The 20211-nt window shown below is 54.5% G+C and carries 22 protein-coding genes; 11 read left to right on the top strand and 11 right to left on the bottom strand.

Features of this window, described 5'->3' with window-relative positions:
- The first annotated feature begins 152 nt into the window (after window positions 1-152).
- From CQ011_RS02110 to CQ011_RS02100, 3 genes are all read left to right on the top strand, one after another.
- The gene (locus tag CQ011_RS02110; RefSeq protein WP_105674184.1) at window positions 153-527 is read left to right on the top strand and encodes an ArsR/SmtB family transcription factor; all 375 of its coding nucleotides are present in this window, start codon (window positions 153-155) and stop codon (window positions 525-527) included.
- Between the two features lie 256 nt (window positions 528-783).
- Complete coding sequence (locus tag CQ011_RS02105) at window positions 784-1218, top strand: YkvA family protein (RefSeq protein ID WP_105674182.1); 435 nt, start codon at window positions 784-786, stop codon at window positions 1216-1218.
- Between the two features lie 234 nt (window positions 1219-1452).
- A complete protein-coding gene (locus CQ011_RS02100) occupies window positions 1453-1914 on the top strand; it encodes a DUF3817 domain-containing protein (RefSeq protein ID WP_105674180.1) in 462 nt (153 codons plus the stop codon).
- A gap of 78 nt (window positions 1915-1992) precedes the next feature.
- Here the strand turns inward: CQ011_RS02100 and CQ011_RS02095 are convergent, their stop codons facing one another.
- The gene (locus CQ011_RS02095; protein ID WP_105674982.1) at window positions 1993-2991 is read right to left on the bottom strand and encodes an arsenic resistance protein; all 999 of its coding nucleotides are present in this window, start codon (window positions 2989-2991) and stop codon (window positions 1993-1995) included.
- Window positions 2992-3140: 149 nt separating this feature from the next.
- Between CQ011_RS02095 and CQ011_RS02090 the strand changes: the two genes are divergently transcribed.
- Window positions 3141-3527, top strand: coding sequence for a DUF3054 domain-containing protein (locus CQ011_RS02090; protein WP_105674178.1), 387 nt, complete (start codon window positions 3141-3143; stop codon window positions 3525-3527).
- On the opposite strand, the gene CQ011_RS02085 is transcribed toward CQ011_RS02090, so the two are convergent.
- Both CQ011_RS02085 and CQ011_RS02080 read right to left on the bottom strand, forming a co-directional pair.
- Window positions 3504-4049: a hypothetical protein gene (locus CQ011_RS02085; protein WP_146112542.1), complete on the bottom strand. Its 546-nt coding sequence runs from the start codon at window positions 4047-4049 to the stop codon at window positions 3504-3506. The two genes, CQ011_RS02090 and CQ011_RS02085, sit on opposite strands and share 24 nt — an antisense overlap.
- A gap of 2 nt (window positions 4050-4051) precedes the next feature.
- The gene (locus CQ011_RS02080; protein ID WP_105674174.1) at window positions 4052-4645 is read right to left on the bottom strand and encodes a sigma factor-like helix-turn-helix DNA-binding protein; all 594 of its coding nucleotides are present in this window, start codon (window positions 4643-4645) and stop codon (window positions 4052-4054) included.
- A gap of 164 nt (window positions 4646-4809) precedes the next feature.
- Between CQ011_RS02080 and CQ011_RS02075 the strand changes: the two genes are divergently transcribed.
- Window positions 4810-5091 (top strand): Lrp/AsnC family transcriptional regulator, encoded by a 282-nt coding sequence (locus CQ011_RS02075; RefSeq protein WP_096254034.1) that lies wholly within the window; start codon window positions 4810-4812, stop codon window positions 5089-5091.
- A 77-nt stretch (window positions 5092-5168) separates the two neighbouring features.
- Here CQ011_RS02075 and trpD read toward each other — a convergent pair whose 3' ends face one another.
- Window positions 5169-6236, bottom strand: a complete 1068-nt coding sequence (gene trpD, locus CQ011_RS02070) for an anthranilate phosphoribosyltransferase (protein ID WP_286161047.1) — start codon at window positions 6234-6236, stop codon at window positions 5169-5171.
- Between the two features lie 287 nt (window positions 6237-6523).
- Between trpD and ctaE the strand changes: the two genes are divergently transcribed.
- The 6 genes from ctaE to CQ011_RS02040 all read left to right on the top strand — a co-directional run bounded on the left by ctaE (window position 6524) and on the right by CQ011_RS02040 (window position 12568).
- Window positions 6524-7162: an aa3-type cytochrome oxidase subunit III gene (ctaE, locus tag CQ011_RS02065; protein WP_181147957.1), complete on the top strand. Its 639-nt coding sequence runs from the start codon at window positions 6524-6526 to the stop codon at window positions 7160-7162.
- A 75-nt stretch (window positions 7163-7237) separates the two neighbouring features.
- Window positions 7238-8032, top strand: a complete 795-nt coding sequence (gene qcrC / locus CQ011_RS02060) for a cytochrome bc1 complex diheme cytochrome c subunit (RefSeq protein ID WP_105674170.1) — start codon at window positions 7238-7240, stop codon at window positions 8030-8032.
- A 69-nt stretch (window positions 8033-8101) separates the two neighbouring features.
- Entirely contained in the window at window positions 8102-9151 is a 1050-nt protein-coding gene (qcrA, locus tag CQ011_RS02055; RefSeq protein WP_105674168.1) for a cytochrome bc1 complex Rieske iron-sulfur subunit, read from the top strand.
- A 2-nt stretch (window positions 9152-9153) separates the two neighbouring features.
- Window positions 9154-10824 carry a cytochrome bc1 complex cytochrome b subunit gene (gene qcrB / locus CQ011_RS02050; protein WP_105674166.1) on the top strand — a complete coding sequence of 557 codons (1671 nt, stop codon included), beginning with the start codon at window positions 9154-9156 and terminating at the stop codon, window positions 10822-10824.
- A gap of 512 nt (window positions 10825-11336) precedes the next feature.
- Entirely contained in the window at window positions 11337-11582 is a 246-nt protein-coding gene (locus CQ011_RS02045; RefSeq protein ID WP_105674164.1) for a hypothetical protein, read from the top strand.
- Window positions 11579-12568, top strand: a complete 990-nt coding sequence (locus CQ011_RS02040; RefSeq protein ID WP_105674162.1) for a Clp protease N-terminal domain-containing protein — start codon at window positions 11579-11581, stop codon at window positions 12566-12568. Before CQ011_RS02045 ends, CQ011_RS02040 begins: the two co-directional genes overlap by 4 nt.
- A gap of 391 nt (window positions 12569-12959) precedes the next feature.
- Here CQ011_RS02040 and CQ011_RS02030 read toward each other — a convergent pair whose 3' ends face one another.
- The 7 genes from CQ011_RS02030 to CQ011_RS02000 all read right to left on the bottom strand — a co-directional run bounded on the left by CQ011_RS02030 (window position 12960) and on the right by CQ011_RS02000 (window position 20143).
- Window positions 12960-13664, bottom strand: a complete 705-nt coding sequence (locus tag CQ011_RS02030) for a YqjF family protein (RefSeq protein ID WP_286161046.1) — start codon at window positions 13662-13664, stop codon at window positions 12960-12962.
- 461 nt (window positions 13665-14125) lie between these two features.
- Entirely contained in the window at window positions 14126-14908 is a 783-nt protein-coding gene (locus tag CQ011_RS02025; protein ID WP_105674157.1) for a GntR family transcriptional regulator, read from the bottom strand.
- 84 nt (window positions 14909-14992) lie between these two features.
- A complete protein-coding gene (locus tag CQ011_RS02020) occupies window positions 14993-15394 on the bottom strand; it encodes a cytochrome c oxidase subunit 4 (protein ID WP_105674155.1) in 402 nt (133 codons plus the stop codon).
- A gap of 2 nt (window positions 15395-15396) precedes the next feature.
- Complete coding sequence (gene ctaD, locus CQ011_RS02015; protein WP_105674153.1) at window positions 15397-17115, bottom strand: aa3-type cytochrome oxidase subunit I; 1719 nt, start codon at window positions 17113-17115, stop codon at window positions 15397-15399.
- 5 nt (window positions 17116-17120) lie between these two features.
- Window positions 17121-18011, bottom strand: a complete 891-nt coding sequence (gene ctaC, locus CQ011_RS02010) for an aa3-type cytochrome oxidase subunit II (RefSeq protein WP_105674978.1) — start codon at window positions 18009-18011, stop codon at window positions 17121-17123.
- A 213-nt stretch (window positions 18012-18224) separates the two neighbouring features.
- The gene (locus tag CQ011_RS02005; protein WP_096257717.1) at window positions 18225-18599 is read right to left on the bottom strand and encodes a HesB/IscA family protein; all 375 of its coding nucleotides are present in this window, start codon (window positions 18597-18599) and stop codon (window positions 18225-18227) included.
- A 134-nt stretch (window positions 18600-18733) separates the two neighbouring features.
- Window positions 18734-20143: a dipeptidase gene (locus tag CQ011_RS02000; RefSeq protein ID WP_105674151.1), complete on the bottom strand. Its 1410-nt coding sequence runs from the start codon at window positions 20141-20143 to the stop codon at window positions 18734-18736.
- Window positions 20144-20211 lie beyond the last annotated feature (68 nt).

Below are 20211 nucleotides of genomic sequence, written 5' to 3'. Positions count from 1 at the left end.
AACACATGTAGCCCTGATAGTGGCAACTTCGTATCTTTACTATCGCTTTGGAGCTAAGCGTGTCCATAATGGTTGCACCGAGGGCTGCAAGTGCGGTGAAGCGTTGGGAGCACTGAGTCCGAATTATCGCTGAGCCAGAGGAGTCGAGGAAGATGACCAGTGAATATGCTGGATCGCCAACACGCGAAGAGATCATTTCCAATGATTTACTGGACATGTCGATGACGATTCTCAAGACCCTGTCAGATCCTGCTCGGCTACAGATGTTGTGGGCGCTCAGTAGAGCCGAGCATTCATTGTCTGAGCTTGCACAATATGTTGGTGTCAGCCCAACAGTCGCTGGGCAGTTACTCGCCAGGCTCAGAACGACTGGTGTTCTGCAAACCCGCAAATCTGGTCGTCACGTAATCTACTCGATGCAAGACGAACGCCTCAAACTGTTCATTGGCCAAGCCCTAGATTTTGCCGAGTACCGCCTTGCCGTCAGCAACCAGGATGAGTCTGTGAGTCAGGTTTCCAGCAGCTAGCTGTGAGTGCATGTATTCCTGATCGTTGGCTAACTTCCGCCACTTTCAGCTACTTTGGTATTGAGCCGATAATCTACATTATGTCAAGTTGTTGAAATCCAACGCTCCCCAATGTGCCAACTAACGGCTATCTCTCTTACTGTTCTCTAGTCCAGCAATATGGGCCTAGGGCGAATCGCTATCCGTTCACCTTCTAACATTGTTCCGGTGGTGGGTTCAAAGAAAAATCAGAGTATGTGAGCTTAGAGTGGATTTCATGTGGGAAGCAATTGCAGGAACGCTGGCGGGACTATTAGTCGTTTATCTCGTACTTTTAATCGCGCTCTGGTTATATGCCAGACGCCATCCGGAAACAGTTAGCGTACTTGAAGCACTCCGCCTGCTACCTGATCTCATCAGATTGATTCGACGGATGGCTGCGGATAAATCTGCGCCACGTGCGGTCAAGATAAAACTTGCACTGCTGCTGGTCTACCTGTTGTCCCCTGTTGATCTTGTCCCAGATTTCATTCCGATTATTGGACAGGCTGATGATGTCATCATTTTGGCCCTAGTTCTACGCTCGGTTGTCCGTTCTGCGGGTGTTGAATTACTTCACCGGCATTGGCCGGGAACCGCCACGGGACTGTCGATTATCGAGAAGCTTGCGGGACTTGAAGCTAGTGCAACCCAGCGGAATGATCATAACTAGCTGAAGATGAGCAATTCATCAGCGTGCGTGTATGCAACTGCTTGTACTCCCCTGCATCGGAGCGAAAGAATGTCTATCAAGATTGCCCATCGGTGAGCTTGGTGCATTTAGCAACCTTGAACAGTGACTGAGCAGAGCTGTTCAGACTGTTAGCGGTTGACCCGATAAGCTTGATGCAGGAAGCCCTTTTTGGGTATATCTCTCCCCCACCACAGCAAGGATTGTAAACAGCTCATGTCGCCAAGCGTTATGTATCGGACCGTAGCCCGGGCCGAAGCCGTCACCTGGACATTGCTCATCATTGCAATGATTCTAAAATACGGTGTAAAAGTTGGAGACTGGCCGGTATCGGTCGCTGGATTTATTCACGGCTTTGTATTTTTGTCGTACGTGGTCATGTCGATACTTGTCGGTATGAACCAACGTTGGAGTAAGCGGCTGATTGTCGGTGCCGCAGCAACCTCGATCATTCCGTACCTGACCATCCCGTTTGATAAGTGGTTGGAAAAGAACGGAAAACTAGTCGGCGACTGGCGTACTGCAGCTTCTGATCACCCTGGCGACAGAAAATGGACCGATGCAACTATGCGTTGGCTCGTTGCCCGACCGGTTTTAACTGCCGTCCTGTTGTTCGTAGCAATTGTCGCAGTATTTTCTACCATGTTATTCCTAGGCCCTCCCGGTGGACGTAGCTAGGAGCTGAAGCGACCTGCAATTGCTGCGCAAGCTCAGTCTGAGCGCCAAACCTAGTCGTTCATTATTGCTCAGTGCCGATCAAGCCAAGCCATGTTGATCGTTTATACCGCTTTTTGCTGAGACGAATCTAGGGACTAGCTGGATCAAAACCAGCATGGCAACTAACTCAACTAATGTTTGTGAAACCACTACCGCGGAAGCCAGCGAAAGCTCCGGTGGCAGGGCCAACGCAAGGGGTAATACAACCAGAGAATTTCTGGTCACCCCGCTAAAGGTCACGGCACGCATTGGAGCGGTTTCCAGGTGAAAGAGTTTTCCAATGGCGGTTGAGAGCACTGCCATAACGACCACGAATACGACAAAAATAACGATGGCCGTAGCCAAATTTGGAAACTGACTTGCTACTGCGTAGGTCTGGGAACCCACGACGCTAAGTAATGTGCCCATCATTAAAGGCACCATCAGATAATCGGCCCATGAGCCGATCCTGACAGCGAATGTGAACCTCTTCATTAACACCTGCGTTAAGAAGGCGGCGATAAACGGGAGCACTATCAGCCCGAGTAGAGCGCGTAAGAAGGGTTCTGGGTCAATTAATGCCAGAGTTTCTGGGCCGGCTATAAGGAACATGTATGCAGGGACTAGAAGCACCTGCAACAACAAGAGAAGCGGTGTAGCCGCCAACAACTTTGTACTGTCTCCCCCAGCCAGTCCTGCAAACACGATCACGTAGTCGATACACGGCGCTAGCAACACTAAGAGCACGCCGTAGAGCAAGGCTTGGTCATCGGCGATGAATCTGGTCAGAATAAAAACGACGACAGGCACCAGTACAAAGTTGGCCAAACCCAAGGCCGCCATAAATCTCAGATCGCGGAACGACTCGAGTAGTTTTGTCAGCGGCAAACTTAAGAATGTCGCGTAAAGCAGAAGGCCAAGAAACGGATTGATCGAGGCCTCGAGGGTCGAGCGAACATCAGGGACTTGAAGCCCAATAACTGCGCCGAACACGATAGCGACCAGGTACAAAACAATTTGATGTCGTTGCATCCAGGATGCCCCTGGCCAAATTCTCATATATCTAATGCTAGTGGAGAACAGCTCGCTACAAGGGGTCACGAGCATTGGCACGTCAGCCAATTGAGCTCCGCAGCTGGACAAGTGATTCAACATACACTTGCCCGCTGAATGGGATCTTAGAGGATGGCGGTACATATGATGGAGTCATGAAAGAACGTATTCGCAATTGGCCGCTCTGGGCCGTTATTGACCTCGCGCTGATCATTCTCTTTGCCATTTTAGGTCGGCGCGAACACGAACATGCATTAGACATTGGTGGAATTTTCGAAACGGCCGTTCCGTTCTTGGCCGCCTACCTAGTGATGACTTTGATATCGCGTCCGTGGCTGACCATCAACCGGGTCTGGCCTACAGGTCTACTTGTTTGGCTCGGAACTGTAGCCGTGGGAATGGCGCTTCGAATTGCGATGGGTTCAACTGCAGCCATTGCATTTGTCATCGTCACGATCATCGTCCTAGGCATATTCCTCTTAGGTCGCAGATTAATCTGCTCGCTACTTTCCAAGCGATCAGCGAAGCAACAAAACGCCTAGTCCGTATCCGCCGGCGGCAACAAGGCAACTAGCGAAGGTGCCGAGGATAAACTGCTCGGCTGCCTGATGATTTTTCAGTTCCGAAAAACGACCTAGCCCCTTCACCGCGAGCACTACTGCGATGCCCTCGGGCCAATCAGCCCAAAGTGTCGCAACGATAGCCGTTCGCTCCAGCAGACCGATCCATAAACCACCCCGCAGTGGTGATGGGTCGGTCTTTTGTCGATCCTGCCTTTGATCGTGTCGCCATGCCAGATGGAAAATTAATTCGGTTAGTGGACCACCGAAACTCACCGCAAAGAGGACACTCACGGCGATGATCAATACGTCGGGAACTGCAGCCGATAGATCAGAGGACTTGGCTAGTAGGCCAATGATCAATGCCCCGAGGGAAACTACACCTGCACCAACGGTGAGAAGGTTACGAACTTTCGCCCTAGTACCGTTCTTTCCAGCGAGGAAAGTTGCACAGCTGGCAATAAGCACCGCTAGTACCAGTAGCGACCACGCCGTCCAAGCCAAGTTCACTCCCCCAATTTACGTAATTGTCTGGATAGAGACTTAGTAGCCTCTTCCATCATTCGGTTAGCTTCAAACCATAGGGCAGCCGAGAGCCTGGATGACACCGCTTGTTGTGTAATACCAAGGCGTGTGGCGATTTGCTGTTGAGTCAGCCCTTGGTCAGCGAGCGTTCCGGCCTCCCACGCCGTAGCGCGTCGCTTGGATACGATGCAAGCGGTGAGCTGAAGTTCGGCTTCAAGACGACTGGCTTCTTCGGTGGGCCCTGCCACTGACAGGTGAGCGTTGGTGTTTTTTGCACGCTCTACCGCTTCACGTGCAAAAACGAAGGCGGGCCCGCGGCCAGCACGGGTTTCCTTTGGTAGGGGAAGCTCCACTTCCCCGTATCCGAGACCTACGCTCCAGTCTCCGGAGGCGGCCATCATGACGGCAAGATGGATGGCCTCCATAGCGTCGTCAAATACTGCCTGCACTTCGTCGCCAGCTGTACGCTGAAATGGACGCACGTGGGTCACTGTATTATTGGCCTGATTAATCAGCGCCTCGACTTTATCTTCTCCCTGACGAGAGCGTCGCTGGTCGATTGTCAGAACGATCATGGTACAAGCCTAAAGTATTGTACTTAGTTAAACAAACTTTAAGTCCTGTTTAATGGAGAGGCGATCTTCGTCTTACGCATGGGAGTCAGACTCCGGGTGCACTAGAGTTATTAAGTGAAGCAATCCCTGTACATGGGGGAACTATTCAACGTTGAGAGGCTTTCATGGTCACCGCATTCGTCATGATTCAGACGGCAACCGACAGTATTCCTGAGTCGGCGCAGCAGATTTCAGAAATCGAAGGAATCAGTGAGGTCTACTCCGTTGCCGGAGACTGGGATTTGATCGCTGTGGCACGGGTCCACAAGCACGAAGACCTGGCGGAAGTTATCGCTAATCGTCTATCGAAGATTCCTGGTATTCGCCAGACGCAGACTCACATTGCATTTCGCGCCTACTCGGCTCATGACCTAGAAGCTGCCTTTTCATTGGGCTTGGACGACTAGCGCTCAGAGTACAACGAAGGGAGCTTGTCTCAGGTGATTGAACACCTGAGGCAAGCTCCCTTAGTTGTATTACGGGGCTACTTTCCCACAATCGCCGAAGTCGTCGAAGACCATGCGTCCAAGACCTTGGCCGCGGCGCCGGAATCTAAGGATTCTTCCGCGCGACGCATTGCTGCCCGCATTCGATCGGCAAAGCTACCACGGGCATCCTGATCAAATGCGACCATTCCAGCCGCTGAATTAAGCACCACGGCGTCACGCACCGGACCTTTGGCCCCGGAGACAATGTCTCGAACGACGCTGGCGTTGTACGCAGCATCAGCCCCACGCAAATCATCTAGCGTCGCTCGAGCGATGCCGACTTCTTGAGCGTCGAAGGTAAACTCTTCTACTTTTCCGTCTCGTACTTCCCAGACCATATTCGGCGCGGTGGTGGTCATTTCATCAAGACCATCATTTCCGCGGAATACCAGGCCACGCACACCTCGGCTGGCTAGTACACCGGCCATAATCGGAGCCATTCGTAGGTCCGAGCAACCAATCGCGGAGGCGCTGGGAAGCGCTGGGTTAGTCAATGGGCCCATGAAGTTGAAGGCAGTAGGTACTCGCAGCCCGCGACGAGCCCCCGCGACGTGGCGCATCGATGGGTGGAAGATATTGGCAAAACAGAAGGCGATGCCGACTTTTTCGTACACCTCTACAAGGCGATCAATTGGTACGTCCAGGTGAACGCCTAAGGCTTCCAGGACATCCGCCGACCCGGAAGACGAAGACGAGGCCCGGTTTCCGTGTTTGACAATCTTCACCCCGGCGCCGGCGCACACTAGGGTCGACATCGTGGAGATGTTTACGGTGTTCTGTCGATCGCCGCCGGTCCCCACAATGTCTAAAGTTTGTGCATCGATGGTAAGTTCACGCGCATTACTCACCATGGAGTCAACAAGACCGGTGAGCTCTGCCACCGTCTCCCCCTTGGCGCGCAGCGCGACAAGGAAGCCGGCGATCTGCACATCGCTGGCTTCACCGGTCATGATTTGATTCATGGCCCAGGCGGCATCTTCACGGCTCAGGTTCTGGCCGCTAATTAGGGAGGCCAAAAGATCTGGCCACGTTGGGAACTTTTCGTTTGCAAGGCTCGTTGACACGTATATAAGCCTATCCACGGCTCCCCCACACTGCTAGTTCATGTCGTCACGTGATGCGAGGCCAATAGACCGTTTTTAGGTCAAAAAAGACTTCAATTAGGGAACATTTGTGTTGCTTAAGCGATTGTTTCGCGCGGCGCGCCGACCCAACCTCTACAAATTGTAGAAAGAGTTTTTGGGCTACTTCCGCATGTTTCCGCGGTTGTTTTCATAGTGTGGCGTAGCAAACCCTAAAGAACCATGGTTTGCATTGGTATCTGAGGGCTGTTTAGAGACATAATGACAGTGTGACAACTGCGACTCATGCCCCAAATACGACGGCGCCACATGCGCCGAACCGCCCAAACATGGTGTCGGTGGGAACGATGGTGTGGCTCTCCAGCGAGCTCATGTTCTTCGCCGCCCTCTTCGCCATGTATTTCAGCCTTCGGGCTGCCGCGCCCGAGCTTTGGGCGACCGAAACTTCAAAGCTGAACGTATCGTTCGCGCTGGTTAACACCTTGATTCTGGTGTCCAGCTCGTTCTCCTGCCAGATTGGCGTGTTCAAAGCCGAAGAGTTCAAGCCTCGCCGTTCCGGCGGACTTTTTAAGTTCAAGGAATGGGGAATGATTGAATGGTTCATCCTTACCTTCATTCTTGGCGCGATCTTCGTCTCTGTTCAGGCCTATGAATACGCCGTGCTCGTGAGCGAAGGCGTTGCAATGAACTCGAACTCGTACGCTTCATCGTTCTACATCACTACTGGCTTCCACGGCATTCACGTGCTCGGTGGCCTGATCGCATTCTTGCTGATCATAGGTAGAGCAATGTTGGCTAAGAAGTTTGGTCACTTCGAAGCGACCGGCGCCATCGTTGTGTCTTATTACTGGCACTTCGTTGACGTAGTGTGGATCGCGCTGTTTGCGATCATCTACTTCCTAAAATAGGTAACTAATATCCATCAGTTGCCTCCACGGAAGTATGGCAACACCACACCAAGAAACTAAGTGAGGAACCAGCAAGTGAAGGCTCTTTCGAAAAAGCGCCGCCACCCGCTCGCCGCTGTGGCCCTGCTGTTGTTCGGATTGCTGGTCACCGGCAGTCTCTACACTGCAGCAGGCAGCGTAAGCGAAGCGAAGGCAGCGGATACTACTTCTGCATCGGTTACCGATGTAGAGGAAGGCCAGAAGCTTTTCGTAGCCAACTGCGCCACCTGCCACGGCATGAGCGCCGAAGGCACCGCAGACGGCCCATCGTTGATCGGCGTCGGCGCAGCAGCAGTTGACTTCCAGGTAGGCACCGGCCGTATGCCGATGCAGATGCAGGGGCCACAGGCTCAGGCAAAGCCAGCACAGTTTGACGATGATCAGATCTCCCAGCTGTCGGCCTACGTTGCGAGCCTCGGTGCAGGTCCAGCAATTCCAGACGAAGAAGCCCTGGATGCCTCTAAGGGCGACGCCGCCCACGGTGGCACCGTCTTCCGAGTGAACTGCGCAATGTGCCACAACGCCGCTGCCGGTGGTGGCGCGTTGACCCGCGGTAAGTTTGCTCCGACGCTAGCTGGCGTCTCGGAGAAGCACATTTACGAAGCGATGGCTACCGGTCCGCAGAACATGCCAGTGTTCAACGACTCGAACATCACCCCCGATGAGAAGCGTGATGTGATCACCTTCTTGAAGACCATTGAAGCTAATGGTTCTGCCGGTGGCGCTGCTCTTGGAAACCTTGGCCCAGTGGCTGAAGGTCTCTTCGTTTGGACCGCCGGTTTGGGCATCATTATCGCCTTCACCATTTGGTTGACCTCGCGTCCTTCCTAAGGCTTTCGCGGTGAAAACCGCACACATCACTACGTACATAAATTCCTAACAGAAGGATGAGAGAGAAACATGGGCGACCATAGTCACGGCAGTCCCGAAGAATCGGGCACCGTTGCTAAGGCTGACGATGTAGCTCAGGACCGGTTCCCGGATCCAGGACTCCCCCCACATCGTCCGCGTCTCGCAGATCGCGATCCGCGCGCAGCCAAGCGACACGAGCGCCAAGTTGCGCTGCTATTTACCATCTCCATCATTGGCACGCTGTTCTTCTTCGTGGCTTACTTCGTCCTGGGTCACCTGGGCGAAATGACCTTCGCAGAACTGCGTGTGCAGAACGCTGCACTGGGCTTGGGCACCGCATTCGCGATGCTCGGCATTGGTGTGGGTATCGTTCACTGGGCTAAGACTCTGATGCCGGACCACGAACTCGTTGAACAACGTCACGAGATCAGCTCCGAAAAAGATCGCCAGGATGCAGTCGATATCATCGACACCGTGATCGAAGAAACCGGTATCAAGCGCCGTCCGCTGATCCGCAACACTTTGATTGGTGCCATCGCTTTGGCACCGATTCCAGCAATCTTCATGTTCCGCGACCTTGACCGTACCGGTAAGACCGCGCATCAGATGATCGAACAGATGCGTCACACTTTGTGGGACACCGGTGTTCGTCTGACTCGCGACCCATCGGGTACTCCGATCAAGGCTTCGGACGTCCAGCTTGGCTCCGCTTTCCACGTGATCCCTGAGGGTCTGGAAAATGCAGAGAACATGCTGAACGAAAAGGCTAAGGCAGTTGTACTGCTTATGCGCATGGACCCACAGGAAATGAATATTTCCGCGGGCCGCGAAGACTGGCACGTAGATGGCATTGTTGCTTACTCGAAGATCTGCACCCACGTGGGTTGCCCGATCGCCTTGTATGAGCAGCACACCCACCACCTGCTGTGCCCATGCCACCAGTCGACCTTCGACCTTGCCAATGAGTGCAAGGTTGTCTTCGGCCCGGCAGGTCACGCACTTCCACAGTTGCCTATTACCGTGGACGCTGACGGCTACCTCGTAGCTCAGAGTGACTTCCACGAACCTGTAGGCCCAAGCTACTGGGAGCGTGGATAATCATGGCAACAACGAATGAATACACCCCGTCAACTACGACCGGTCGTCTTGCGAACTTCGTAGACTCCCGCGTCGGTGCTTCGGGCATGGTCAAGGAATTTGGCCGTAAGGTCTTCCCTGACCACTGGTCATTCATGTTCGGTGAAGTAGCGCTGTACACCTTCGTACTGTTGCTGCTCTCCGGTACTTTCTTGACTTTCTTCTTCGATCCATCGATGACTCACGTTACCTACAACGGTTCTTACGTCCCGTTGAAGGGCATTGGTATGTCGGCGGCTATGGCTTCGACCATGGACATCTCCTTTGATGTTCGCGGTGGTTTGTTCATGCGTCAGGTACACCACTGGTCGGCGCTGCTCTTCGTAGCTTCGCTGTCCGTGCACATGCTGCGCGTGTTCTTCACCGGCGCTTTCCGTCGCCCACGTGAACTGAACTGGGTTGTCGGCGGCGTACTACTGATCATGGGTCTTGCTGCTGGTTTCACCGGCTACTCACTGCCAGATGATTTGCTTTCCGGTAACGGTCTGCGCATTATCGACGGCGTGATGAAGGCTCTACCAATCGTTGGTACTTACCTTTCGATGTTCTTCTTCGGCGGAGAGTTCCCTGGCGTCCACGTCATTCCTCGTCTGTACTCGTTGCACATCATGATCGTTCCTGCAGTAATCATCTTGCTGTTGGTCATCCACTTGTTCATGGTTGTGACTCACAAGCACACCCAGTACCCTGGCCCAGGTCGCACCAACGACAACGTTGTTGGCTTCCCAGTTGGTCCGGTTTACGCAGCGAAGGCCGGTGGATTCTTCTTCATCGTCTTCGGTATCGTGGCGTTCATTTCGGGTCTCTTCCAGATCAACCCGATTTGGAACTACGGTCCATACGATCCATCACCTGTTTCTGCTGGTACTCAGCCGGACTGGTACATCGGATTCGTTGATGGCGCGTTGCGTTTGATGCCTGGTTACCTTGGTAACTTCAGCTTCGAATGGATCATCCCATTCCCATGGGGCGATAACACCTTGGTCTTGAGCGTTCTGCTTCCTGCGCTGGTTCCTGCCGGTGCACTGTTCATGGTGATGTTCGCATGGCCATGGATTGAACGTTGGGTCACCAAGGATAACCGCGAGCACCACTTGTTGGACCGCCCGCGTAACGCTCCATTCCGTACCGCCATGGGTGCAGCTGGTGTTGTCTTCTACTCCGTCATGTGGGCAGCTGCCTCCTCGGACTTGATTGCAACCCACTTCCACGTGGCATTGAACGACGTTGCCTACTGGCTACGCATCCTCTTCTTCTTAGGGCCAATCTTCGCCTTCTGGATTACCCGCCGTATTTGCTTGTCGCTGCAGCGTAAGGATCGCGAGATCGTGCTGCACGGCCGTGAAGCTGGCATTATCCAGATGTCCCCTGAAGGTGGCTTCTCGGAGAAGCATGAGGAAGTTGACGTGTACAAGCGCTTCTTGCTCACCAGCTACAACGACAACAAGTACATCCCGGCTCAGCCGGATGCCGCAGGACACGTCTCCGGTACGGAGAAGCGTCGCGCAGCATTGTCGAAGTTCTTCTTCGAGGATCGCGTTGCACCAGTGACGCCATCGGAGCTGGAAGCTGCGCATGCAGCCCACGGCCACCATGAGGTCGAAGGTGAAAAGCAAGACTCAATCGAGAAGTAACATCGACTCGCATTAGTCACAGAAAGAGGGACACACCTACTGGTGTGTCCCTCTTCTGGGTTAAGCAGGCTTTACGCCGGCCCCTCCCCTGTGTTTAGTTTCGTCGCCGGACCCTTGACAGTAATGGAACGGAATTACACGATAGGCCCGGTGATGCTGCTCTGTTGGGTAGCTTTGATGCGTGCGAGTTCAGTTACTGCGACCTCCAACAACGTTTTTCAATACTTATCGCAGCCGTTCTCAGACCGGAACGCGAGGCGTCCTCGAAAAGCGCGCAGGACTGAACGATGCTCTGGCCACAGCAGGCAGATGTCGTCACCTGTTCGTTTGTCAGGCGTCGATGGCTTGACGTTGAAGCGGAGCTCCACGACGTCGCAGCGCGGTACCAACCTCTGAGAATATGGTGAATTCTCCAAAGTGCCGCCCTTGTCCTGGCCCTGCGGTATCGAGTTCGCCAAGCGCGGAAGCAACCCAGGTTGACAGTCCGTCACTTAGCAACGTAGGTTGACTGCATGGAGTCTCCACGGATCGCAACAGTAGCAGCCGATACCAGCGACCCGAAAGCAGGATTGCGGGCCGTAGCGTCCTTACGTGTACTCGCGGACACCTTGGAACTTCGGCAGGTCGAGGCCGCGTTGCATTCAGGCATGAGTTGGCAGCAGATCGCCGACGCGCTCGGAGTGACGCGACAAGCCGCCCACAAGAAACACTCCAAAAGAATTGACCCCGCGATCTCGACACCCAGGAGGAACAAATGAACAAATTCGTCCGCGCCGCTCAAACCAGCCAATCGCTTTCCCTGGCAGCCATGGAGGAAGCCTCCCGGCTCGGGCTCCGCGAAGCCGACATCGACCACCTGTTCCTCGCATTGGTAATCAACGACCAGCCCGCCGGCCGCGTACTGCGCGAGCTGGGTATCGACATTGATAGCGCCCGTCTCGCCGTCGAGGAACAACGTGATGCACAGCTGACCTCGCTCGGCATCGAAGCGTCGTTCCCCGAGGCCGGGCGCATCGTGTTCCATGAGACGGATGGGTATGAGTGGACTTCTCGTGCTCGGGATCTCATCGCGAAGTCCAGCAGCAAAGGCAAGCCAGGCGACGCTGCCGCCGTTCTGCGGGAACTCGTCGCAGAACCCAGCGGTCTGATCACTGATATCCTCGGTCGCCTTGGCACGACATCCGATGTGCTGATCGAACAGCTCGATCGGGCCGACTCGTCCCCTACGAAGTCCATGCCCGTCGCAACGAAAGTGAAGGGGCGGACCAAGGGAACGACTGAGACTTTCGTATCTGCACCGCTAGACGAAGTGTGGGCGTTCCTAAAAGATCCCGCACGTATCCCCGAGTGGGAACCGAGCATCGGCATCCTCGATCAGGCCAGTCAAGAAGCGACTCCAGGCACGGTCTGGGAGGGCGTTGCACCTGCAAGCTATCCAGACGGCAAGCCAGTGAAGATTAAGCCTCAGTTTCGACGACGTAGCGTCGAACTCATCGCAATTCACCAACCAGACGGGATTGCATGGAGCTTCGGATATCCCGACGTCGCTCAAAGTAATTCGGTGCTGACTGAATTCGCCTTAGTGAACGCCACCGGTGGCACACAGGTACGGATAAGTAGGTCCTGGTCGCGACGTCAAGGGTGGCGTGGACTTGTCGCATTGCCCTTACGTCCATTCCAAAAGTTCCTGGTGTGGATCACCTTGTTCCAGACCGGCAGCGCGATCAGCCGAAAATTTCGCTAGCCCTAGGCCGCGGCGACCCGACTGTTGGTTGCACTCGAACCAGACGTTGAAGCGGAACTCCACCGCATTCCGATCAAAAGTGCCGCCGGATTACGGCGGAATCAGGCGGTCATTGAAGCAGGAAGCTCCCGATTAGCACGGTCGGCTTCCCTGCCCGCTCTCGGACCCGGTTGATATCGACGACAGACTCGCGACCGGCAAGGTCGCACGTGCAAAAGGACGAACAGCGGAAGATGCAAAAGGCTTGGTCGTGTGGTGCCGGGCGATCTGCTGCTGCCACGCTGCCGGCAGAGCTGCGACAACCGACTAGCCAGGGCAACGACTAGAACCATCGAACAGGCCATCATGTAATGCTGCTCGATGACTACCAAGGCCCCGATAACCACGAAGTCTACGGATGGGTATAGGGCACTATTGAAGGTGCCGCGAAGTTCGTCGTCACTGATTTGGCATAGAGCACAGAATCCGGTGTTCGTTCTGTCAGGTCCTTGAATCCTGCAGTGGCTAAGAGGCTGTCGTCCAGTTGCAGTAGTTCAGCCGGCTGCAGCGGCCACGGTTCGTGAATGTTCCTGCAATACAGTGTTCGTCCGAGATGCCGTTGGTGAAAGGCCCACTGTGCTGTGAGAGCAAGTGCAATCTGCGAGTCATGGTTCTGCACCGGAGCTTCACTGTTTTCTATGGGACGGATCGAAATCAGCGAACAGGCCTGAGGGTTCGTATGACGGCGGGTTGTATAGCTGATCTTGTTCTTTTCCTGGCGTATCTTCATGGAAGCCCACTGATATTTGAGTCCGAAGGCAGTCCTCGCTAGGAGAATCGGAATAAGATGTGACGCTTCAAGGCTCAGGAATACCACTCCTCGGCGCCCCAGGCTGTCAACTGAGTAGAGGCGCACGTTGACCTCGGGAAAATCACCAAGCCATGGGATACGCGGGCCGCCGAAGAAGGCGCTTCGAGACATCTGAAAGGCGATGAGCCCAACCCACGCACTGCCATCGATGACGTCCGGTGTGCATCCCTCGGGCATATATGGAGCGACTGACTCAGGGCTAACCCGCCAATGTAGGAAAGTCACTTCGCTCCAACGTTGACTCATGATTGGTTTGCTGCCAAGTGGTGGAGGCTCGGAAGTGAAATTGCGGAGATGCATGTGATCTTCTTTTTGCTTGTACCGAATTTTCTTCAGTTTACTTCGTCTCTTCGCGGAGGCTGTACCGATGCCGCAAGGGCAGGTGACGCGGCCCGTATTTGACGTCGACACCCGAAATCATCACAGTAGTTTGCATCGCCACAGCCCTAAACGTGAATTTCCATTCCGATCCTTCTCAGACCTCAAGGCTGAAGCCGTCGATGTCATATTGGGACTGAGCATGGGAGGAACGACAGAAAGCGCATGACATTGGCACGGCGTAATCAGTCGGGATAGAACCGCAGCCCTTGTGCCCCCTTAAACACCGACGCTTAGAGGGCGTAATGAATGCAAATTTTCGCGATTCTCAATGCTTCCGAGGTCTCCACTCTCGGCATTACTGGCACACGACAGGATCGCTTCTAAGGCTAGAAATTGTCTGTATAGCGTGGAGTGCGTGTTCCGAGTCGTTGAAGCGGTACAAAGAGCTTGTAACGGTCCGAACGGTACAACGAGACCGAGTAGTCGGCCAGGCGTTCGCCGATATACGCATAGCGAGTGATCTGCAAGAGCGGGAATCCCTGCTCAACACCTAGCAGTAACGCTTGTGCGCTGGTGGCAGCCGTACTTTCCACCTGGTCCTCTCCCCATTCAAGGAGGATGCCGTAACGCTCGTGGAGCGCCTGGTAGAGCTTCGAAGGTGGAGGTCCGTCAACGAAGCCGGGTACCAGGTCAGCTGGCATGTAGTTTTCATCCAAGCTCATGGGTGTGCCATCGGCAAGGAGCAGGCGTTTGAAGCGCACTACCCCAGCTCCCTCATCGACCATCAGTTGGGTGCTGAGATAGGGGGAAGCTTTCACCTCGTCAAATTCCAGAACGCGAGCGTCTGGAACCATACCGCGACGCATCATGTCTTCGGAATAGGAGTGCAACCGGACACGTAGATCCATTTTCTCTGGAACGACAAACGTGCCAATACCCACCACACGTTTGAGGACCTGTTGGTCTACCAAGGCGTCGATTGCCTGCCGGATAGTTTTCCGAGCAACTCCGAAGTGCGTGGCCAGTTCGCGTTCCGGGGGGAGCTTGTATCCCGGTTTACACGCTTCACGGGCGTGCGTTTTGAGGATGTCGCGGATCTGTCGGTACTTGCTGGTCTTGCTTTGGGCATCGATGGTGCCGGTGACCGGTGGCGTCGGTGAGTAGCGCATGTTGATCTCCTTGGACACGGTAATGCTAGTTAAAATGCTAGCGGGGTGACAAGTGAAAACTTGTCACCCCGCTAGGAGAACTACTTAGTGAGCGTGATCGCCGCGGCTGTATTCGTAAACCCAGCCAACAAGACCGATAACACACAGTCCAACACCGATGAACATAACCCACCATCCAAGGGCTAAGCCAAGGAAGCCGATTGCTGCGGCACTGGCAAGAACCAGTGGCCACCAGCTCCACGGTGCGAACAGTCCGACATCGCCGGCGCTCTCGTGGATTTCGCCATCAATGCGATCCTCTGGACGAGGACCAACACGTTTTGCGGTGAAGTACAGGTAACCGCCAACCATTGCGGACAAGCCAACCAGCATTAGCAGTGCTAATAGGCCAACCCATTCGTCCCAGTTAGTCATGTAACCGTAAACAACTGCGATAGGGGTGAAGAAGAAGATTCCACCCAGGAAGATCCAGGATTCAACTTTCATCTTTACAGGTCCTTCTGGTCAGCCGGTCCGAAGATCTTTGCGGCACCAGCAGTAGGAGTAGCACGGCCACTCAGTTCTGGGTGGTGCAGATCAAGCGCTGGGCGCTCGGAACGGATACGTGGAATCGAGTGGAAGTTGTGACGTGGTGGTGGGCAAGAAGTTGCCCATTCCAGCGATGCGCCGAAGCCCCAAGGATCATCAACTTCAACCATTTTGCCGTTACGGTGTGTAACCCAAACGTTCCAGAAGAACGGAATCATCGACATACCCAAGATGAAGGCGAACACGGTCGAAACCTGGTTCATGGCGGTGAAGCCATCTTCTGGCATGTAGTCAGCGTAACGACGTGGCATACCCATAACGCCCAACCAGTGCTGGATGAGGAAGGTTCCGTGGAAGCCGATGAACAGGAGCCAGAAGTGGATCTTGCCCAAACGCTCGTTGAGCAACTTGCCGGTCCACTTTGGCCACCAGAAGTAGAATCCGGCGAACATTGCGAACACCACGGTACCGAAGACCACGTAGTGGAAGTGAGCGACCACGAAGTAGGTATCTGAAACGTGGAAGTCAAGCGACGGAGCCGACAGGATAATACCGGTCAGGCCACCGAACAGGAAGGTGATCATGAAGCCGATGCTCCACAGCATTGGGGTTTCGAAAGTAATCGAACCTCGCCATAGAGTACCGATCCAGTTGAAGAACTTCACGCCCGTTGGTACGGCGATCAGCATCGTCATGAAGCCGAAGAATGGCAACATCACCGAGCCGGTCACGTACATGTGGTGAGCCCAGACGGAAACCGAAAGTGCGGCGATGGAGATGGTCGCGAAGACCAGACCCTTGTAACCGAAGATTGGCTTGCGGCTGAAGACCGGGAAGATTTCAGAGACGATACCGAAGAACGGTAGCGCAATGATGTAAACCTCGGGGTGACCGAAGAACCAGAACAGGTGCTGCCACAGAACCGCACCACCATTGTCCGGGTCGAATATATGCGCCCCGAAGCGTCGGTCGGCACCCAGTGCGAACAGCGCTGCTGCTAGCGGTGGGAAAGCCATGAGAACCAAGATCGAGGTGATCAAGATGTTCCAGGTGAAGATCGGCATACGCCACATGGTCATACCAGGTGCGCGCAAGCAGATGATCGTGGTGATGAAGTTGACGGCACCAAGAATGGTACCGAAGCCCGACAGTGCAAGACCGAAGACCCAGAGGTCTCCGCCGATGCCCGGCGAGAAGGTGGTGTTCGACAATGGTGCGTAAGCGAACCAACCGAAGCTAGCTGCACCCTGAGGGGTGAGGTAGCCAGCCAGTGCAATGGTCGAACCCAGGGAGAAGAACCAGAAGGCCAACGCGTTAAGGCGTGGGAAGGACACATCTGGGGAACCGATTTGCAGAGGCATCATGACGTTGGCGAAACCCGCGAAGAGCGGAGTTGCGAACATCAGAAGCATGACGGTGCCGTGCATCGTGAATAGCTGGTTGTACTGTTCCTTGGTCTGCAGGATCTGCATACCTGGTTCGAACAGCTCAGCACGAATCAGCAGCGCCATGACGCCACCGATACAGAACATGATGAACGAGGTGATCAGGTACATGTACCCGATCTTCTTGTGGTCAGTCGTGGTGATGTAGTCGACGAAGATACGACCCTTTGACCGCGGCACGACAGATGGGGCAATCGACTTGACGTCGTCGGTAGCGTATTCAAACGTTGTCATAGTGACTACTTTCCTCCCTCTTCATGGCCGTGCTCCACAACAACGGAGTTAACCTTGTTGGGCTGACGGTCGTATTCTTCGCCAATGTGGCCATCTTCCATCTTGGCAAGCTGGGCCTTGAACTCGGCGTCGTTGACGACCTTGACGTTGAAGAGCATCTCCGAGTGGTACTCGCCGCAAAGCTCGGCGCACTTACCAGCGAAGGTACCTTCAACCTGTGGAGTCAGGTAAATGTAGTTGGTCTTGCCTGGGATCATGTCCAGCTTCTGAAGGAATGCTGGAACCCAGAACGAGTGGATAACGTCGCGGCTGTTAAGCTCGAGAGTTACCGACTTACCTGCAGGTAGGTACAGGGTAGGCAGAGTTTCTTCAACGCCTGCCGAGCCATCCTTATTCAGGTGAGCCTGTTCGCCAGCGAAGTACTTCTCCTGGCCCTCGTAGCTGTAGTTGAAGTCCCACGACCACTGCTTCGCGCGGACGTCAACGACGACCGCGGAATTTACAGGTGCGTTGATTGACTTCTCAACGGTGTTATTGAAGCTAAAGAAGACCAAAACAAGGACCAAAGGAATGGCCGTGTAGAAGATCTCCAATGGCAGGTTGTAGCTGAGCTGACGCGGGTAGCCAGTATCGGTCTTACGACGGCGGTAAGCCACGACGCACCAAAGCATCAGGCCCCAAGTCATCACACCGATAATGATTACGGCGATCCAGGAGTGAACCCATAGATCCTGGATTGCTCCAGTGTGGTTCGTGGTGTCGCGCTCCACGTTTGGGAGCCACCCGCGTTTAGCCTCCGCTGTACATCCCGTCAGCAGCAATGCGCCGGCGCCGACCAAAGCAATAACTTTAGCTTTAGCAGATCCGCGACTGCCGGTTCGGTATTGCGAACTCACAGACGGCCCTTCCTCTTTGTTGGTGCAGAATGTGGTCTTCATAAGTCACCTCGCGGTTAAACGAGTTCACGGTGAGGTGGCTCACGAAGGGGAAACATAGTTTTACTACTTACTGTAGAGCTTACCCTCTTCGACCCCAGAATGCCGAAAAACGCCGCTGTTTGAACGAGAAATTTCTTCAACGTTTAAACAGCGGCGTTAGTTCCTTGTGGCCTAGTGGAAGGAATCTCCACAGGCACAAGATCCGGATGCAGCAGGGTTGTCAATGGTGAACCCCTGCTTGGAAATCGTGTCTTCAAAATCGATCGAAGCGCCAGAGAGGTACGGCACGCTCATCTTGTCGACGACTACTTCTACGCCATCAAAATCACGTACGTGATCGCCTTCAAGCATGCGCTCATCGAAGTAGAGCTGGTAAATCAAGCCCGAGCAGCCGCCAGGCTGAACGGCGATACGCAAACGAAGGTCGTCGCGACCTTCCTGCTCAAGAAGTGAACGTACCTTCTGCGCAGCCACGTCGGAAATTTCCACCTCGTGGGTTGGCACCTCGGTTGAGTCACCCGTGGTCTGGTCAACGGCTACAGTCATGATTTTCCTCCCATACTGTTTGATGTGACGCCCTCATCCCGAAGTACATCGGGCTAAACGACATCATTTCTTGATTCAATACTACGTCGCGAGGATCAAAAATGCTCTTCGATCTTCTCGTCATATGACGCGGTTCATAGTCCCGTCGAGTTAATCCGCGCCAAAAGCAAGGCTTCGGCGACAATTGCCTTCTGGAAGTCCCCAATATGAAGCGACTCGTTAGCCGAGTGAGCTCGTGAATCAGGATCTTCCACTCCGGTCACCAAGATCTGCGCCTGTGGGAATACGTCGAGTAGGTCGGCGATAAACGGAATAGATCCGCCCAGCCCCATACTGACCGGCTCCACTCCCCACGACTGCTCGAGCGCCCACCGTGCAGTGTCATTCGCCGAAGCTTCAAGGTCCGCTTGGTAGGCATTTCCGCCCTCGGTGGCGACAAACTGAACTTCGGCGCCGCGCAGATCCACCGACTTCACATGTGCTTCCAACGCAGCCAGCGCCTGTTGTGGCTCTTGTCCCGGTGCCAAACGCATCGATACCTTAAAGCGCATCTGCGGAATGAGGGTATTTGACGAGCGATCAACACTGGGCATATCCATTCCAATGACGCTCAGCGCTGGTTTATTCCACAAACGGTCGGTGATCTTTCCAGTGCCTGCCAGTTGCACCGAGTCAAGTACGGAACTATCGCGACGGAATTCGGCCTCGTCGAAGTCAACTTCCGCACTGTCATTGGCCACCAGGCCCGAAACAGCAACGGAACCATTCTCGTCATGGAACGAAGCGATGAGCTTTGCTGCCAGGATCGGAGCGTCGAGTACCGGGCCGCCAAACATGCCCGAGTGCACCGCATGTCCCAGGGATCGGACGGTGATTTCTGCGGCAGCCATACCGCGAAGCGAACTTGTCAGTGCGGGGGTGCCCACCGCCCAGTTTGAGGAATCGGCCACGATGATCACGTCGGCGGCCAGTTTTTCTTGATGAGCCTCAAGGAAATTACGGAAGGATGGCGAGCCGGCTTCTTCTTCGCCTTCGAAGAAGTAGCTAACGCCCACGCCGAAGTCCTCCACGGACTCTAAGACTGCACGCAACGAGGCAATGTGAACCATGATGCCGGCCTTGTCATCTGCGGCGCCACGACCGTAAAGTCGCTCCCCTACGCGGGTCGCTTCAAAGGCTGGAGTGTTCCAGTCTTCGTCATTTCCCGGAGGCTGCACGTCATGATGTGCGTAGAGCAGGATGGTCGGTTTGCCGGGGGCTGCCTTACGGCGAGCAACCACCGCAGGGGCGCCCATGACACCGTTATCGTCGGCTTCACGCAGAATTTCAACGGAGTCCATGCCGGCATCTCGGGCGAGAGCAGCTACGGCTTCGGCGCTCTGTTCCAGGTTGGCCGGATCGAATGATTCCCAAGCAACGCCGGGAATGGCGACCAGTGAGCTGAGCTCCTCGAGGATCTTCTCAAAGTTCTTCTCAACATGACTTTTTAGGGCAGTAACATCGACGCCATGGTTTGAGCTGTCGACTGGAGAATTAATTGTCATGTATTCAGCCTAGCAATGACCGCGGTTGTCAATGTCACTAGGTCGCCAACAACCCGGTAGGATAGGGG

Origin of the sequence: Arthrobacter sp. MYb213 (assembly GCF_002979915.1) — a bacterium.
In the GTDB taxonomy this organism is placed as follows: domain Bacteria; phylum Actinomycetota; class Actinomycetes; order Actinomycetales; family Micrococcaceae; genus Glutamicibacter.
This window is presented reverse-complemented; position numbering and strand designations above follow the sequence as displayed.

Bases quoted from the DNA above. Each gene is read 5' to 3' on its own strand.
- CQ011_RS02110 (WP_105674184.1), top strand. From the start codon at position 153: ATGACCAGTGAATATGCTGGATCGCCAACACGCGAAGAGATCATTTCC.
- CQ011_RS02105 (WP_105674182.1), top strand. From the start codon at position 784: ATGTGGGAAGCAATTGCAGGAACGCTGGCGGGACTATTAGTCGTTTAT.
- CQ011_RS02100 (WP_105674180.1), top strand. From the start codon at position 1,453: ATGTCGCCAAGCGTTATGTATCGGACCGTAGCCCGGGCCGAAGCCGTC.
- CQ011_RS02095 (WP_105674982.1), bottom strand. From the start codon at position 2,991: ATGAGAATTTGGCCAGGGGCATCCTGGATGCAACGACATCAAATTGTT.
- CQ011_RS02090 (WP_105674178.1), top strand. From the start codon at position 3,141: ATGAAAGAACGTATTCGCAATTGGCCGCTCTGGGCCGTTATTGACCTC.
- CQ011_RS02080 (WP_105674174.1), bottom strand. From the start codon at position 4,645: ATGATCGTTCTGACAATCGACCAGCGACGCTCTCGTCAGGGAGAAGAT.
- CQ011_RS02075 (WP_096254034.1), top strand. From the start codon at position 4,810: ATGGTCACCGCATTCGTCATGATTCAGACGGCAACCGACAGTATTCCT.
- qcrA (WP_105674168.1), top strand. From the start codon at position 8,102: ATGGGCGACCATAGTCACGGCAGTCCCGAAGAATCGGGCACCGTTGCT.
- qcrB (WP_105674166.1), top strand. From the start codon at position 9,154: ATGGCAACAACGAATGAATACACCCCGTCAACTACGACCGGTCGTCTT.
- CQ011_RS02045 (WP_105674164.1), top strand. From the start codon at position 11,337: ATGGAGTCTCCACGGATCGCAACAGTAGCAGCCGATACCAGCGACCCG.
- CQ011_RS02040 (WP_105674162.1), top strand. From the start codon at position 11,579: ATGAACAAATTCGTCCGCGCCGCTCAAACCAGCCAATCGCTTTCCCTG.
- CQ011_RS02030 (WP_286161046.1), bottom strand. From the start codon at position 13,664: ATGAGTCAACGTTGGAGCGAAGTGACTTTCCTACATTGGCGGGTTAGC.
- CQ011_RS02025 (WP_105674157.1), bottom strand. From the start codon at position 14,908: ATGCGCTACTCACCGACGCCACCGGTCACCGGCACCATCGATGCCCAA.
- CQ011_RS02020 (WP_105674155.1), bottom strand. From the start codon at position 15,394: ATGAAAGTTGAATCCTGGATCTTCCTGGGTGGAATCTTCTTCTTCACC.
- ctaD (WP_105674153.1), bottom strand. From the start codon at position 17,115: ATGACAACGTTTGAATACGCTACCGACGACGTCAAGTCGATTGCCCCA.
- CQ011_RS02005 (WP_096257717.1), bottom strand. From the start codon at position 18,599: ATGACTGTAGCCGTTGACCAGACCACGGGTGACTCAACCGAGGTGCCA.
- CQ011_RS02000 (WP_105674151.1), bottom strand. From the start codon at position 20,143: ATGACAATTAATTCTCCAGTCGACAGCTCAAACCATGGCGTCGATGTT.